16 protein-coding genes, 1 other RNA gene and 1 pseudogene are annotated in these 14,719 nt (G+C 61.1%); 4 read left to right on the top strand and 14 right to left on the bottom strand.

The features are described 5' to 3' along the window. Nucleotides 1-681: 681 nt before the first annotated feature. Together E9229_RS12335 and istA are read right to left on the bottom strand one after the other, a co-directional pair. Nucleotides 682-1,455 (bottom strand): ATP-binding protein, encoded by a 774-nt coding sequence (locus E9229_RS12335; protein ID WP_183510337.1) that lies wholly within the window; start codon nucleotides 1,453-1,455, stop codon nucleotides 682-684. Then, the gene (istA, locus tag E9229_RS12330) at nucleotides 1,448-3,100 is read right to left on the bottom strand and encodes an IS21 family transposase (protein ID WP_183510647.1); all 1,653 of its coding nucleotides are present in this window, start codon (nucleotides 3,098-3,100) and stop codon (nucleotides 1,448-1,450) included. The genes E9229_RS12335 and istA overlap by 8 nt, the downstream gene beginning before the upstream one ends. A 355-nt stretch (nucleotides 3,101-3,455) precedes the next feature. On the opposite strand from istA, the pseudogene E9229_RS20085 reads away from it, so the two are divergent. From E9229_RS20085 to crcB, 4 genes and pseudogenes are all read left to right on the top strand, one after another. After that, nucleotides 3,456-3,569: pseudogene (locus tag E9229_RS20085) on the top strand (hypothetical protein); the annotation flags it as partial. 141 nt (nucleotides 3,570-3,710) lie between these two features. Next, complete coding sequence (locus tag E9229_RS12325) at nucleotides 3,711-4,190, top strand: universal stress protein (RefSeq protein ID WP_246380486.1); 480 nt, start codon at nucleotides 3,711-3,713, stop codon at nucleotides 4,188-4,190. Beyond that, nucleotides 4,190-4,735 (top strand): fluoride efflux transporter FluC, encoded by a 546-nt coding sequence (locus E9229_RS12320; RefSeq protein ID WP_183511601.1) that lies wholly within the window; start codon nucleotides 4,190-4,192, stop codon nucleotides 4,733-4,735. Before E9229_RS12325 ends, E9229_RS12320 begins: the two co-directional genes overlap by 1 nt. After that, entirely contained in the window at nucleotides 4,732-5,100 is a 369-nt protein-coding gene (crcB, locus tag E9229_RS12315; protein ID WP_183511599.1) for a fluoride efflux transporter CrcB, read from the top strand. Before E9229_RS12320 ends, crcB begins: the two co-directional genes overlap by 4 nt. 72 nt (nucleotides 5,101-5,172) lie before the next feature. On the opposite strand, the gene E9229_RS12310 is transcribed toward crcB, so the two are convergent. From E9229_RS12310 to E9229_RS12255, 12 genes are all read right to left on the bottom strand, one after another. Continuing rightward, the gene (locus E9229_RS12310) at nucleotides 5,173-6,498 is read right to left on the bottom strand and encodes a YrdB family protein (protein ID WP_183511598.1); all 1,326 of its coding nucleotides are present in this window, start codon (nucleotides 6,496-6,498) and stop codon (nucleotides 5,173-5,175) included. A 180-nt stretch (nucleotides 6,499-6,678) separates the two neighbouring features. After that, nucleotides 6,679-7,049: a transfer-messenger RNA gene (gene ssrA, locus E9229_RS12305) on the bottom strand. Between the two features lie 111 nt (nucleotides 7,050-7,160). Beyond that, nucleotides 7,161-7,646, bottom strand: coding sequence for an SsrA-binding protein SmpB (gene smpB / locus E9229_RS12300; RefSeq protein WP_183511597.1), 486 nt, complete (start codon nucleotides 7,644-7,646; stop codon nucleotides 7,161-7,163). Nucleotides 7,647-7,698: 52 nt separating this feature from the next. After that, the gene (locus tag E9229_RS12295; RefSeq protein WP_246380485.1) at nucleotides 7,699-9,123 is read right to left on the bottom strand and encodes a M23 family metallopeptidase; all 1,425 of its coding nucleotides are present in this window, start codon (nucleotides 9,121-9,123) and stop codon (nucleotides 7,699-7,701) included. A 109-nt stretch (nucleotides 9,124-9,232) separates the two neighbouring features. Continuing rightward, nucleotides 9,233-10,147, bottom strand: coding sequence for a permease-like cell division protein FtsX (gene ftsX, locus E9229_RS12290; RefSeq protein WP_183511595.1), 915 nt, complete (start codon nucleotides 10,145-10,147; stop codon nucleotides 9,233-9,235). After that, nucleotides 10,144-10,926, bottom strand: a complete 783-nt coding sequence (ftsE, locus tag E9229_RS12285; protein WP_183512040.1) for a cell division ATP-binding protein FtsE — start codon at nucleotides 10,924-10,926, stop codon at nucleotides 10,144-10,146. The genes ftsX and ftsE overlap by 4 nt, the downstream gene beginning before the upstream one ends. 187 nt (nucleotides 10,927-11,113) lie before the next feature. Further along, the gene (gene prfB / locus E9229_RS12280) at nucleotides 11,114-12,223 is read right to left on the bottom strand and encodes a peptide chain release factor 2 (protein WP_183511594.1); all 1,110 of its coding nucleotides are present in this window, start codon (nucleotides 12,221-12,223) and stop codon (nucleotides 11,114-11,116) included. Nucleotides 12,224-12,243: 20 nt separating this feature from the next. Further along, nucleotides 12,244-12,696, bottom strand: a complete 453-nt coding sequence (locus tag E9229_RS12275; protein WP_183511592.1) for a hypothetical protein — start codon at nucleotides 12,694-12,696, stop codon at nucleotides 12,244-12,246. After that, complete coding sequence (locus E9229_RS12270) at nucleotides 12,693-13,076, bottom strand: hypothetical protein (protein ID WP_183511591.1); 384 nt, start codon at nucleotides 13,074-13,076, stop codon at nucleotides 12,693-12,695. Before E9229_RS12270 ends, E9229_RS12275 begins: the two co-directional genes overlap by 4 nt. A 34-nt stretch (nucleotides 13,077-13,110) precedes the next feature. Beyond that, the gene (locus E9229_RS12265) at nucleotides 13,111-13,533 is read right to left on the bottom strand and encodes a TadE family protein (RefSeq protein ID WP_246380484.1); all 423 of its coding nucleotides are present in this window, start codon (nucleotides 13,531-13,533) and stop codon (nucleotides 13,111-13,113) included. Between the two features lie 16 nt (nucleotides 13,534-13,549). After that, entirely contained in the window at nucleotides 13,550-13,780 is a 231-nt protein-coding gene (locus E9229_RS12260; protein WP_183511589.1) for a hypothetical protein, read from the bottom strand. A 63-nt stretch (nucleotides 13,781-13,843) separates the two neighbouring features. After that, nucleotides 13,844-14,701, bottom strand: coding sequence for a type II secretion system F family protein (locus tag E9229_RS12255; RefSeq protein WP_183511588.1), 858 nt, complete (start codon nucleotides 14,699-14,701; stop codon nucleotides 13,844-13,846). Nucleotides 14,702-14,719 lie beyond the last annotated feature (18 nt).

The raw sequence follows: 14,719 nt of genomic DNA, 5'->3' as shown, positions 1-14,719 counted from the left end.
TTGCCATGCTAACGCCCTTGGTCCGTACAAGAGCCTCTGGGCAGCGCGCTACGCTTCTCGGATGGGATCAAGAATCAGTCCGGGCTGGAAGCACAAACGTGGATCTTGCGATCAGCTGGCAGCCCGAGGCTAATTACCGTACCGCATTTAATCTCAGCACCGGCGGAGCGCATACAGTCGAGCCTGGGCCCTCCAAGAATTCATGATCGCTCCAGTCGGTGCAGATACATATCCGCAAACGCTTGAATGGTGCATGGAGATTTGTCGCGTTCACGACGCCAGTCCCCGGCAGCTGAGGATTCAACATCGGTTTGGCCACTGATGGCGAGGACGCACCTAAGCGTTCCGACGCTGAAGAGTGTCTTAGACCTGAGCGGCGAGGCAACCGAAGCCATTGGACTGCAATCTGGCACATCGCGCATGGACCGAGCCGCAGAACCGGTCGCCAACTCATTCTTCGAGCTCGGAGAGCATCTTTTCAATAGACATTTCCATCGCCTGGTCGAGCTGGTCGCCTCCCCCAGGAAATGTCGGGATGACCACCCAATTCGAAACCTCGTAGATCCCATGGCCGAAACGAGGCGTGTATAGACGGAGCTTTCGGTAGCGCATGTGGAGCGAAACGGTAGCACCGGTGCGAGGACCCGGTAGCACCGAGCCCTCGCGCCAGCACCGATCGCTTCAGCTCACCGGCTCATCTCCCGGACCCGTATGCTTACGCCGACGCATATTGGGCCCATCAAGCTGGACCAACTCACTGCTGGAAACGATGCGGTTGAGGATCGATTCGGCGATCACCGCATCATGCAGCGACTTGTACCAGTCCTCGGGATCGAACTGAGAAGTCACCACCGTGGCGCCACGGTGTTCGCGCCCCGCCAGGATATTGAGCAGTTCGCTCGCGGTCTCCGGGCTAATCGGCGTGGTCAAGAAGTCATCCAGGACCAGAACATCGCAGTCGTGCAGGCTGCCCAGGAACGTCAGCCGTTCGGCATCACCCCGACGATAAACCGCGAGCTTGTTCGCCAGGTCATCAAGTCGGAAGTAGCGAGCCGTGTAGTCGTGCCGGCAGGCCGCGTTGACCAGGGCTTGGGCCAAATACGATTTGCCGACGCTTGATTTGCCCAGGATCACCAGGTTCGTGGTGTGCTCGATCCACTGGCAGGACGCGAGCCGTGCCACGACCTCCCGGTTCAGGCTCCGGTCCGGCAGGTAGTGGATGTCTTCAACACAGGCAGCAGGGTTCGGCGTTTTCGATTCCTTGAGCAGCTTCACCACCCGACGCTGGGCCCGGGCCGCGATCTCCTGATCCAGTGCATGACGGACCTTGCGCGAAAACGTCCATTCGTCATAGGCCGAGTCGTTGGCGATGTCGATGACGCTTTGGCCGAACGCTGTCATCCGCAACCCGGTAAACAGCCCCATGTCATCGTCGGTCAGATGATGATCAAGCATGGTCCTCCTCCTTCGTTTCCTCGGTTGCGGCGGTGCTTCTCAAGGCCTCGAGACTGAACTGCGAGATCCCGCCCAGATGGGCGCTGCTGGTATCCCTGGCACCCGCGGTCACCGGCCCCGCGCCGGACTGCGGCGATGCCGGTGCGCTCACGCCCGGACGCCCGGCGTAGGCCGCCCGCAGGGCGGTGATGCGATGTTTGAGCGCGGTATAACTGACAGGGTTCCGCTCGTCTTGCACGCAGAGGTCATGGCAGGCCTGCTCCAGCAGGGCGCGGTTGTTGCCCTTGCCCAGTGCCAGGATGTTCATGCAGGAGCGGTAGCCCTGCGCTTCGATCTTTTTCCGATCCAGCAACCGAGCCAGCGCCTGAACCGTGTAGGGGCCGACCTTTGTTGCTTGCCGGATGAAATAGGCACGGGTCCAGAGCAGTGAGATGTCCTCATACCCGTGCGGCGCATGTTCGGGATCGGTGACGTAGGAATGACGCTGCGCACCACGCCGGTGCGAAGCAACCACGAGCCCACCGGCAAGCACGGTGACCTGCTCACCCACGATCCGCACGTCCAGGATCTGCCCGGCGAGCTGGTGCGGAACCGAATATTTAACCGTGTCGACCTGCACGTGCCAGTCCCTGGAGACTTTCGCCTTGCGCCAGTAAACCTGCTGCCACGGCTCGGCCGGGAGGCCGATGAGTTCGTGGCGTTCAGCATCCTGGAACCAATCGCGTCGGGAGCGGTTCTCCCCGCGAAAGGGCGTGCGGTCATTGATCATCTCCACCTGTTCGGCCACGGCCTCGTTCAGCTCATCCAGACCCGCGAAACGCCGCCCCTGCAGGTAGTGGATGATCCAATTGGTCGAGACCTTAACCCCCGCCTCGACGTTGCCTTTCTCCTGCGGCTTATACGCGCCGGTCGGGACTGCCGCGGTTTGATAGTACTCAAGGAAGGCCTCATAGGATTGGTTCACATCCCGGGCCTTTTCATACCGGCTGATCTGGTTCGATGCGGTCGAGGCGTTATCGGGAATGACCAGCTGGCTGACACCCTCAAAGTATTCAAAGGCCTTCCGGTGCAGCTGGCACCAGGCGGGAAGCTTCTCATCCAGGGACCCGTAGGCGAAGATCATTCCCGAATACGGTAAGGACGCCACGAAGAGCGAGACCTTCGTGGTTTCCTGGGTGATCGGATCGGTCAGCTGCATCTTGGTGCCGGCCCAGTCGACCTGCATCGTGTGTCCGGGTTCGTGGGACAGCGGGCTGGTCAGGTCGTTGACCTTGACGTGCTCGGCAATAATCTGGCAGAACCGCTCATAGCCGTAAAACCGGGCGGAGTCTGTGTGCGCGGTGTCCAGGTAGCGGGCCCACAAGACTTTCAACGGTGGCTTCTTCCGACCGATGCGTGCCTTCACCACGGCCTCGACATTGACGGGGACGAACTCACCGCTCACGGCCTTGCGGCCGTCGTCGAACAGCCGGTCGAGGTCCTCATCGGTGAGCGCGTCGATCTGCTCACGGGTGGTCAGCTTTTGATCGGCAAGGACCCGGCTGGCCTTGGCGATCGTGCGGTGCGAGCAGCCTGCCCTGCCTTGGACCTGTCGGTACGAATGGCCCTGCACCAGCAGGGCCATGATGTGTCTGTAGTCAGCCATTACCGTCAGTCTTCCTTTCACTGTCCCCGACCTGGTGTCGTGGGTGAAAGCAATCCTGACTTTGAACGTCCCGAAGCGCTACCGGTTGCTTACACGCGTGCTACCGGATCGTTACGCACGTGCTACCAAAAGCTCCGTCTAAACACGAGGCGACCTTCTGGATGGGCATGGTCACATCCTTGGGTGCAGCCGAACAACTAATCAGCGAGGACGAGTTCTTTTCTCTAGCGGAACCAATCGCTGTTGACGAGAGAGATACTTCGGCAATATCCGTTTTGCTCAAGCTAAGTCCGGCAGGCAGTTTGAGCCAGATAGTCGATAGCTTGGTTTAGCTCTGACTGGCAGATCCGTCGCGATGGTTTCGCACCGATCCGGGGAAAGCACAAACAATGTCATTGCGGATCTGGTGGTTGAATCCGGTTGCTCCCATCTCAATTCCGGGGATCCGGCCCGCAGAGAACGCGTGGCCAAGTATAATCGACCCATTGGCAATGGCCAGTGGCAGGCCCGGACTCCCCGAGGGGCTTCCCCTGCTGCCCGAGAGGAAGTGGAATCCATGACACAGCACCCGCTTCCTCCCGAGACAGCAGGAATATCCCGTGTACTGCCGATGACCGGCCCCATTGTCGCGGGGATAATGCCGGGTCAGCCGCTCGCCGTCGTTCGCCACTGTGCAGCGCTTGCCAGCGGGCTGAACGTTGGCATCGTCTTCGTCTATGTGGATGCCAGCCGCTATCTCGTGAAAGAGAAGGGTGATACTTCGGCCCTCATCGACCCCGATGGGATCGATGAGCCCGGCGATGGCGATCGCCTTATAGGGCTACTCCGCCAAAGGATCGACGTCGAGCTGGCAGGCACTGCCATCGACTGGGCCTTGGTTTCGGAGGCTGGAGAACCCGCTCGTTCCCTGAACCGCCTGGCGGATAGGGTCCAGGCGTCCGTGATCCTCGTGGGCACCCGCGAACGCGGGGTTGAAGCGTTACTGGAGGAACTCGTAATGGGTTCCGTTGCCGTGCATCTTGCCCACCACCAGGCCCGTCCGGTGATGATCGTCCCGCTGGACCCGCAACCGGAGCATGAGCGGCTTTGATGGAACAGGGCAAGCCTTCTCCCGCGGACCCTGGCCCGGACCGGGAACACCTCCCGAGAGAAATTGACGTCGCTCTCACGGTCCCGCCCCAACGCCCCATCCATCTGCATCCCGGCTATGTTTTGCTGGTCATGGCAGGCGGTTGTTTCGGCGCATCTGCCCGCTACGGTTTGGAATTACTCCTGCCAGCCCCGTACGGTTGGCCCGTTCCGACCTTGATCATCAACGTTTTCGGTGCCTTTCTCTTGGGCGTACTACTCGAGGGCCTGGTCCGACGAGGCCCGGATACGGGACGACGACGTTTCCTCCGTCTGCTGGTGGGCACCGGCTTCATGGGAGCATTCACCACCTACAGCAGCCTGTCCGTAGATGCCATGCATTTATTTGATGCTGGCCGCGGGCTAGTGGCTTTTCTGTATCTCGGAGCAAGCCTCCTTCTAGGAACCGGAGCTGCTTTCGTCGGAATCTGGGCTGCCGCGAGGCAATATCGTCAGCCCCCCGGCCATGACGTCGATCCGCTGGGCTTAAGTCGGGGGCAGCAATGACCGTCCTGCTGCTCGCTCTCGCTGGCGGGCTCGGCGCCGGGCTCCGTTTCATGATCGACGGATTGGTGAGGGCAAGGTTCCGTACAGCGCTCCCAGTAGGAACGATACTCATCAATGTCTCGGGATCGGTACTTCTCGGTTTCGTTACGGGGCTTGGCGCGCTCCATTGTCTCACCCCAACCGTTGCCCTGATTCTCGGAACCGGATTGTTGGGCGGGTACACCACGTTCAGCACCGCCAGTGTTGAAACCGTAAGGCTAATTCAATCGCGAAGGACCACGCTAGCCTTGATCAATGCCCTGGGAACTATGGCGGCCGGTGTACTCGCTGCATTCGCCGGAGCTGGCCTGGCCTTGCTGCTCTAGCTGATCCGTGGCCGGGAACTGAATGCAATTGCCGACAGCCATGGACGTTGCAGCGAACCACCGGACCCCTTTCTAGCGTGCAGCGCGCCGACCAGCGGGTTTTTGGTAAGGAGGAGCAACAATTCCGGTTTCAAGCAGCATCGCTCGTTGGACGACGGTCAGGATCGCACTGAACAGCGTCAGCGCACCCATCGTCAGACCAATGGTCGGCTGGTTCGCAGCAAAGAGCAGCCCGGCTCCCCCGGCGAACAACAGATGGGCGACTATGGGTTGGACTGGCCAGCGCAATCGGATGGGGGCCTGAGGCGACATGAACACAGCCCAGAAGATCACCAGCGGCAAGGCCACCACCAGCACCGAGAGGAGCACCGAGAAAGGTAACGCGCTGATAGCCCAAAGACTTACGGAGCCCAGCATGGCCACCTCAAGCACGAAAGCCAGGGCACGATAGGCCGAGCCGTTGCCCACGGAAGGTACACGCTCCGAAATCATCATTTCCGGGGCGGGTTTGGGCTCATTGACATGTGTTGGCCCAGAGGCATCCGTAAAACGCGCAACGGACTCGACCACTGCGTCCCTTCCAGGTGTCTTCCCGCAAATATCGACGGTTTCCATTTCCACATCAACAGCCGATTCAGGCAACCTGGATGCGGCTCCGAGCTGATTAGCTGGAACGACTCCACCTTCAGCGTGTACATGCAACATCGGGTCCTTGGCGCCGACGGTTCTGTGCTCCGCCCCTTGTTCTCCCTTCGCGGTAACTTTTTCCACTTCGGAAGGAGTCGCAACAACTACTTCTGCAGTATTTTGCGACTCCAAGGTTAAAGCGGTGGCCGGTTCCTCCTGATCGACATGGCCGGCCAGAACGGCCTGATCGCCTGCTTCCTTCTTGGCTTTAACATCCGCGACTGATGCCTTCCATCCCACCCCCGGGGATTTATCGGTGACGGGCTCAGCCGAGGAGAGCGATACCGGCAAATCGATATTTGCATCAATGCGAGGCTTGCCTGAATTGGCAACATCGACTCGGGCCGCGGTCACACCACTAGGCGCCTCCGCCACCAAGCCGGTCTTCGACTCTTCCGAGGTTAGGCTCGCGTTGGAACCAGCCTGAGGTTTACCGGCACCAACGTTTCCTGGAGATGATCTCGGCTTATGCTCCAGGATCCCGCCTGCATCGGCATCACCGGCCCCAGACGCCCCCTCCGTGGGTCCCGCTTCATCTTTCGTCGTCTTCAGCGTGACTTCTTCGGGGAACGGCTGTGAGGTCGAGGGGATCTTCTGTGAACCAGTTGATTCCGAGGATACTGGCACACCGGGCTTTATCTTGGCAGCTTCCGGCCTACTGCCAACGGCCTGCTTCATACCCTGTGTTTTCCCGCGCAGCTTCTTTTTCATGCCTGCCTTACTCAATGCTCGGGTCGGAGCGATTGCTTCACCTCGCCGGTGCTATGTCTTGTTTCCATTCTATGCATGGAACGGTTCAACCCGGCTCTTAGCCTATTTCTGGACCGGTCACGCCTTCTAGAGCCCTGAGCCAGAATAGCAAAAAAGCCCCCGGCATCGCCGGGGGCTTTTAAGTGGAGATGGGGAGAATTGAACTCCCGTCCGATGTGGTGTTGCCAGGTCTTCTCCGGGCGCAGTTTGCGTTGGAATTTCTCTGCCCCAGCCGTCATGCAAACAAGCAGCTGATCCGGGCACAGTTACCTAAATTATGCGAGTCGTCCCGGTAACGTTGACTTCCCGCAGTGGCTATCTAAATGACGTTAGGATCAGGGGCGATAGCATCCCCTGGCTAACGGACTGGTCTGGCTGCTTAGGCAGCGAGAGCGAAGTCAGTGCGCTTTGAGTCGGCACTTATTGTTTTGCAAAGAGCGTTTACGAGATAACTTTGCATCCTCGGCCCGCTTCACATGTCGCGACTCACACCGTCGAAACCGATCATCCCCGTATTTTGTTGTCAATGGGCGGCTTACGCCTCCCCAACACCTGCGATCAAGACCGCAGATACCTATAGTAACCCAAATGTGCATCCGTGTATTCCGCACACCCGTAGATGGTTAGTCGCGCACTCCGCGGTTGCGGTCGCGCATCACCCGCAATGCCTCGCGGTTATCCTGCTGCTCGCGCAACGACTGGCGCTTGTCGTAGTCCTTCTTGCCCCGGCCAATGCCGATCTCGACCTTGGCCCGTCCGCCCTTGAAGTACAGACGCAGCGGTACGATGCTGAAGCCGGATTCCATGATCTTGCGTGAAATCTTCGTGAGTTCCTGACGATGCAGCAACAGCTTGCGCCGGCGCCGGGCCGCATGGTTCGTCCAGGAGCCGTTCAGGTATTCGGGAATGTAGACGTTTTCCAGGTAGAGCTCGTCACGGTAGAAGATAGCGAAACCGTCCACCAACGAGGCTTTGCCCTCGCGCAATGACTTCACCTCGGTACCGCTGAGCACCATGCCGGCCTCGTAAGTGTCGAGGATTTCATAGTCATGCCGAGCCTTGCGGTTGGTGGCAACCACTTTTTCGCCGGTGTCTTTGTCCTTGGCCATGGGGAATCCTCTCTTGCCCGATGCTGAATTGATCGAAAGTACTAGCCTACCGCTACAGCAGGCCCAGCGGATTTACCGTCGACCCATTGACCACTGTCTCAAAGTGCATGTGGCAGCCGGTGGAGTTTCCGGTGGTACCGACATATCCGATGATCTGGCCTTGGCGGACATGCTGGCCGACTGACACCGTGATGCTTCGCATGTGGTGGTAGTTCGTAGCCAGGGCCTTGCCCCGCACCACGCCATGGCTGATGGTGACCTTATTGCCCGAGGTTCCGCTGAACCCGGCAACCCAGACCTCGCCGTCGGCTGCAGCCATGACCGGGGCACCGCACACGCCGCCGAAGCCCCAGTCGACACCTGCGTGCACGTAGCCACCGCGCCCACCGTAGTCGATGGTGCCGGCAGGCGTCGGACGCCATCCGTAGCTCGAAGTCTGGCGCCCACCGGCGACGGGCTTGATCAGGCCCCACGAACTACGCTCGGGCTTAGCCACTGGCACCGGCGGCACATAAGTAGGCTTCTTGTATGTGCTGGCGACCTTTTTCTCGGAGGGGGCCTTCTTCCGGTTCGCCGCATCGGCAATCCGCTTTGCTTCGGCGGCCTTCTTCGCTTGGGCACGCTCCCATGCGATCTTGGCAGCTGCCACGCGCTTGGCTTCCGCAGCTTCTTCTCGCAGCTTCTTGGCGGCGGCTTCGGCAATCAGCCTGTCCTGGCGCTTCTTGATGTCCAGATTGACCTTGTCGTAATCGGCCTGCTGGGCATCGAGTTTTTGCTGGATCCGCGGCCGTTCCGCCAGCAACTTGGCGCTAAGCGACTCGGTTTGGGAGATCAGTCCGTCGACGGCCGTCTTCTTGGCTTCGGCATCGTCACGCTCGACCTGCTCGCGCGCCAAGGCGGCATCAGCCATTCCCTTGAGTCCGGAGATATCCTCCTCGACGGCCCCGAGACGTAGCTGCGAGTTCGCGTCGGTGGCTCCCTTTTGCGAGAGCTTGCCCAAGACGGCGTTCTGGCTACGCATGGCCTGGTCTGCCAGATCCATGCCGGTGGCCAAGTTTCCGTCGGCGCCGGCGCCCAGGATCAAGCTCAGGTTGCTCGACAAGCCGCCCTGTTTGTATGCCTGGGTGGCAATCTGACCGATAATCTTGCGGGACTCATCGGCGGCGACCTTGTCCTTGGCCATCTGAAGCAGGATCCCATCGCGGGAGTCCTTGGCACCCTGGAGCCGGCGCCCGAGATCGGTTACCTCGTCGGAGGCACGCTGGACGCGCCCCTGGGCCTCGGCCAGGGCCTTCTGGGCAGCGGGCAGCTGGGCCTGGAATTCCTGTAGCTTGGCTCCGGTCTGGACGATGTCGTCGTCCAGGAAGTCCAGGTCCTCTTCGAAGGTCTCGAGGTTCTTCTCAATGGCCGTCTTGCGGTCATCGAGTTCGTCCGCGGCTGCGCCCGATGCCATGGACATGACCAAGGCTGCAGCCATGGCTCCAGCCACTCCGGACCGGCCCATGCGGCACCAATAACCTTCACCCAACGGGTACTCCCTCATCTATGAGTTCACTACTTCGAAGCCGATCCGGGGACCGGCGCCACTAAACCTTCAAGTAACGCCGTAAGGTCACGATCGACGATACACCAGCCAATACCGCTCCCAGCAGCAACAACCCGGGTGCGATCAGGAAAATCTCACCGGTGGAAATGAACGCCGTGTCGGGATAGTCCTTGGCCAATTTGCCGTCGATGAGAAATTCCGTCATCGCCCATAAGACGCCCGACGCCAGCACAGCGCCGATCAAACCGGCGATGACGCCCTCAAGCACGAACGGTAGTTGGATGGCAGTCTTAGACGCGCCAACAAGGCGCATGATGCCCGTTTCCAAGCGCCTGCTATACGCGGACAACCGGATTGTGGTGGCGATCAGCAGCACAGCGCACACAATCATCACCCCGGCGATGCCCAATGCCACATAGGAGGCGATATTAATCATCGAGAAGACTGTTTCCAGCAATTCACGCTGGTCGACAACCACGTCAACGCCCTTCATCGACGAGAAGACCTCGTTGACCACGCCGTACTTTTCCGGGTCCAGCAGCGAGACGCGGAAGGACTCGGGCAGCTGGTCGGCCGTCACACTGTCGACGATCGGCGAGTTCTGGAACTGCTCGCGGAAGTGCGCCAACGCTTGATCCTTCGACTCGTAGTCGTAGGTATCCACATACGGCTTGAGTACATCCGAGTCCAAGGCCGATTTGATCTCCCCGCGCTGGGTGTCGGTGACCTTGCCGTCGGCACAGGTCACCGACGCGGAGTTCTCGTCACACAGGAACACTGCCACCTGAACCTTGTCATACCAAAAGCCCTTCATCTGCGTGATCTGCAATTGGAGCAGGCCCGCCGCACCGACGAACGTCAGCGAAACGAAGGTCACGAGCACCACGGAGATGACCATGGAAAGGTTACGGCGAAGGCCGGAGCCGACCTCGCGCAGGATGAATCCAAGCCTCACAGTGCTTCATCTTCCGGATCGAAGGGGGCGATTGCCTGGTCCTTGGGGTTTGCCTTGCGCAATTGACGGCTGCCGTCCTGGTTGATGATCGGAATCATCGTGGTGTATTCGCCGGCGACCTCGTCACGCACGATTTTTCCGGCGGAGAGTTCAATGACCCGGCGGCGCATGGTGTTCACGATGTCGTTGTCGTGCGTGGCCATGAGGACCGTGGTGCCGTTCTGATTGATCCTGTCCAACACGTTCATGATCTCGACGCTCGTGGCGGGGTCCAGGTTGCCGGTGGGCTCATCGGCCAGCAGGATGGCTGGCTTGTTCACGATGGCCCGGGCAATGCCCACGCGCTGCTGCTCTCCGCCGGAAAGCTCGTGGGGCATCCGCTTGCCCTTGCCCTCGAGACCGACCAGCCTGAGGGTCTCCGGGACCTGCTCGCGGATCACGCTGCGGTTGGTACCGATGACCTGCAGCGCGAAGGCGACATTCTCGAAAACGTTCTTGTTGGGCAGCAGTCGGAAGTCCTGAAAAACCACACCGAGGCCGCGGCGCAGCTTGGGCACACGCCAAGATGGAATCCGGGCGACATTCTGACCCGCGACGTGGACGGATCCGTTGGTCGCGGTGATTTCACGCAGGACCAGACGCAAGAAGGTGGACTTTCCGGAGCCGGAGGCCCCGACAAGGAAGGCGAAGTCGCCGCGGTTGATCTCGATGTCGATGTCATCGAGACCGGGACGGGTCTTCGCATCGTAGACCTTGGTGACGTGCTCGAATCTAATCATCACGGTTCCGCCCGAATAACCACCGGCATGCGGTGGCGGATTCGGGACTTGGTTCGGGAGTGGGGGTGGTGCTGCATCGGCTGTTTCAGCCTATCGGGCATCGGGGCCCGGGTAACGGCACTTACGCAGCGTGTCTGACAACCTGTGAGAAGCCTTGGAAGTCGGTGGACGCAACAATGCCGGGAGGTTAGGCCCGGCGGCCCTCGGCGCGCCAGCGGATGCCGGCGTTGATGAAGTCGTCAATTTCACCGTCGAGCACGGCCGACGTGTTTCCGACCTCGTGTTCGGTGCGCAGGTCCTTGACCATCTGGTATGGATTCAGCACGTAGGAGCGCATCTGATCGCCCCACGACGCCTTCACGTCACCTGCGAGTGCCTTCTTCTTCGCGTCTTGCTCCTCCTTGCGGACCAGCAGCAGGCGGGACTGCAGCACACGCAGTGCGGCGGCACGGTTCTGAATCTGCGACTTCTCGTTCTGCATCGAGACCACGATGCCCGTGGGGATGTGAGTCATGCGCACGGCGGAGTCGGTGGTGTTCACCGACTGGCCCCCGGGGCCCGAGGAACGGAAGACATCGACCTTGATCTCGTTTTCGGGGATCTCCACCGAGTCGTTCTGTTCAATCAGTGGGATGACCTCGACAGCGGCGAACGAGGTCTGGCGGCGGCCCTGGTTGTCGAACGGGCTGATCCGCACGAGCCGGTGGGTGCCCGCCTCGACGGATAGGGTGCCAAATGCGTAGGGCGCGTTGACCTCGAACGTGGCGGACTTCAGCCCGGCTTCTTCGGCATAGGAGGTGTCCATGACCCTGGTGGGGTAACCGCGCTTTTCGGCCCAGCGCAGGTACATGCGCAACAGCATTTCGGCAAAGTCCGCCGCATCGACGCCGCCGGCACCGGAACGAATGGTCACCACGGCCTCGCGGGAATCGTATTCGCCCGAGAGCAGAGTGACGACTTCCAAGTCGGCGAGCGCCTTGCGGACGGAGACGAGCTCCTTTTCCGCCTCCGCCAGAGAATCGGCGTCGCCCTCATCGGCGGCCAGCTCCACCAGCACCTCGAGGTCTTCGATGCGCGAACCGATGGATTCCAGTCTTTCGAGCTCGGACTGCCGATGCGAGAGTTTCGAGGTGACAACCTGTGCCGCGGCGGGGTTGTCCCAGAGGTCGGGGACGCCGGCCTCCTCGGACAGCATTTCAATGTCGGCGCGGATGCGCTCCACGTCGGAGACCTTCTCGATGGTCTGGAAGGTGTTACGGAGCGAACGGATTTCGGCGGGAAAGTCAGTAGAAGCCATGGTGTCTCCAGCCTACGGCATTAGCGCGTCAGGACGGTGCGGGCGCGGACGTCGACCGTAATCCCCACCCCAGAGGGGACGAACCATCCGACGATGGGCGGGTGGACGGTTGCCCCTAGTGACAGGCGCGCGGTGATCCCGTCCGGGTCGACCGTCGCATCAGTGATCCGCAGCGCGGCAAACCGTTCGCCTGCCCCGGTATCGGCGAGATAATCGGATGCTGCATTGTGCACGTCGACCGGGCTCAGCCGCAGCCTGGCCGGGGACCGGCCGACGGTGCTCAGCGTGTAACTGTCCGCGGCGGCTGCCACCGCCCCATCCGCAACGGCAAGCAGGGCCCGGGAAGCGGAGTTCACCGCCGTGGCGGCCAGAGTGGCGCTGATGGCCAGCAGGCAAATCGCGATCATGCCTATGATCAGCACCGTCGCTTGCCCCGATTCGATGCCCGATGGCGCCCCTTTCTCCTTGCTCATCCGAACCGGTCGATCCGATGCGTAGCAGTGGCGCCGACGTATCCCGTGTTCAGCGCGACACCATCGGGCAGGAAGGGGAGCACGGTGGCGATGCGCACGCTGACGGTCACCGTGCTGCCGGGGCTCAGGCAGGTTGCTGAGCAGAAGTAGTCGACCTCAGCCCGCGATGCAGCAATGCCCATGTTTCCCAGGGCCACCGCTATGGCGTCCTGAGCGGCAGCCTTGCCCGCGGTGGGGTTGGATGCGGAAACGAAGACCTTTGCCGCATGATCTGCAGCCCCGACAGCCGCATAGCTTGCGGCCTGGAGCTGGGATGAGGCTACAACCAGATAGACCAGCGGCACCAGAAGTAACAGGACAAGGAATACGAACTCGATCATCGCCGAACCTGATTCTCCCGCCGGAGTCCCCGGCTCATCCTCCGCCATAGCGCACTGCCTCTCCAGTGACGCGCAATTCGGCTCCCAGGGCGAAAAAACCGACGAGTGGAAGTCCGGTATTGATGGATATTTCCAGCCCCTGCCGCCCGCCGATCTCGCGGCTGACCGCCCGCACATCTGACGCAAAGCGGGGACTGAGCGCGCTGGAGACCAACTCCCGGGTCAGTTGGGCCCCGTCACCGGGGCCGCGGTCGGCCAGCGTCCCGTAGCGGGCGCCGGTAGCAGCCGCGTCGAGCAACGTATTGCGCACATGCAGCACCAGGGTCAGCTGCAGCACCGAGGCGAAGACGGCAAGCAACAGCCCTGAAACCATCACGAACTCCGCGATGGCCGAACCCTGTTCGATGTCTCCGCGTCTGGTACCGCCCCTCCGACCAGGCGGTGCCTGTTGACCCATCTGCTCCATGCCCGGTTCAGTCCAGTCCGGAGACCCTGTTGATGGCTTGGTTGAACAGGCCCTCGAGCCGCGGCCCGGCGATGGCCAGCAGTGCGGCTACCAGGACTGCCGACATGAGGGTGATCATGACCCACCCCGGCACGTCTCCCCGTTCATCGCGCTTGATCCGCTCCACCAGCCCAACGATTCGGGCCGAGCAGAGCAATATCGCAGTCGTACCCAACTCACGTAATCCCAGCTTGTTCATCCTCGTTCCTTCCACTTGCTTTGCTTGCATCCATTCGGTCTGTGTTCCAGGCATTCATGTCACCTAGTAGTTCATGTCGATCAGCGAAATTCCCGGGAAAACCGCAAAAACGATGGTTAGTGGCAGGATCCCGAACACCACCGGAACCATCATCGAAATCTCCTTCCGCCCGGCTGTCTCCATCAGTTCCCGCTTGGCCGTATCGCGCACGTCCTGTGCTTGGGCACGCATGACTGCTGCGATCGGGGTTCCCCGCTCAGTGGCCACGACAATTGCGTCGACGAAGCGGGTCATGGCGGTCAACCGGACTCTGTCGGACATGCCCTGCATCGCGGCAACCAGCGATCTCCCCGAACGTACATCGGCCAAGGTTGCAGCGAATTCATCGCGCAGATCCCCTCTGGAGATCCGGCAAACGCGCTCCACCGCGCCTAGCGTGCTCTCCCCCGCACCGACGGCCAGCGCCATGAGTTCTGCGATCGTGGGGAATTGGGCAAGGATGCGCCGGGAGCGCCGGGTGATCTGCTCCCCCAGCCACCAGTCGCGCAGCAGATATCCGCCCAAACATGAACCGATCAAAAGGACGACGGCTAGGGTCGGGTTGAAGTTGCCCGCAGCGATGCCGAGGCCAATGAGCACCGAACAGCAAAACGCGGAAACCGCGGCCCAGATCAGCTGCCTGGCCCGGAAATCGGAGGCGCTCAGCTCAAGCCCGGCGCGCCGGAGGCGGCGGGCAAGAGACTCACTGGTCGGGTTGTACCTGTTGATCCGTTTGACCACGTCGCCGAGCACAGGCGCCAGGATGCGACCCAAGGGTCCGAACGGCGTCTGGGCGGACAGTGGTTCGTTCAGCAACCGGGAGTCGACGCGTCCGCTGCGCAGATATGGAGCCATGCGCTCGGAAAAGGACACTCTGCGCATTATCGGCAGCCTGACTAG

The organism is Paeniglutamicibacter cryotolerans (assembly GCF_014190875.1).
Taxonomy (GTDB): Bacteria; Actinomycetota; Actinomycetes; order Actinomycetales; family Micrococcaceae; genus Paeniglutamicibacter; species Paeniglutamicibacter cryotolerans.
This window is presented reverse-complemented; position numbering and strand designations above follow the sequence as displayed.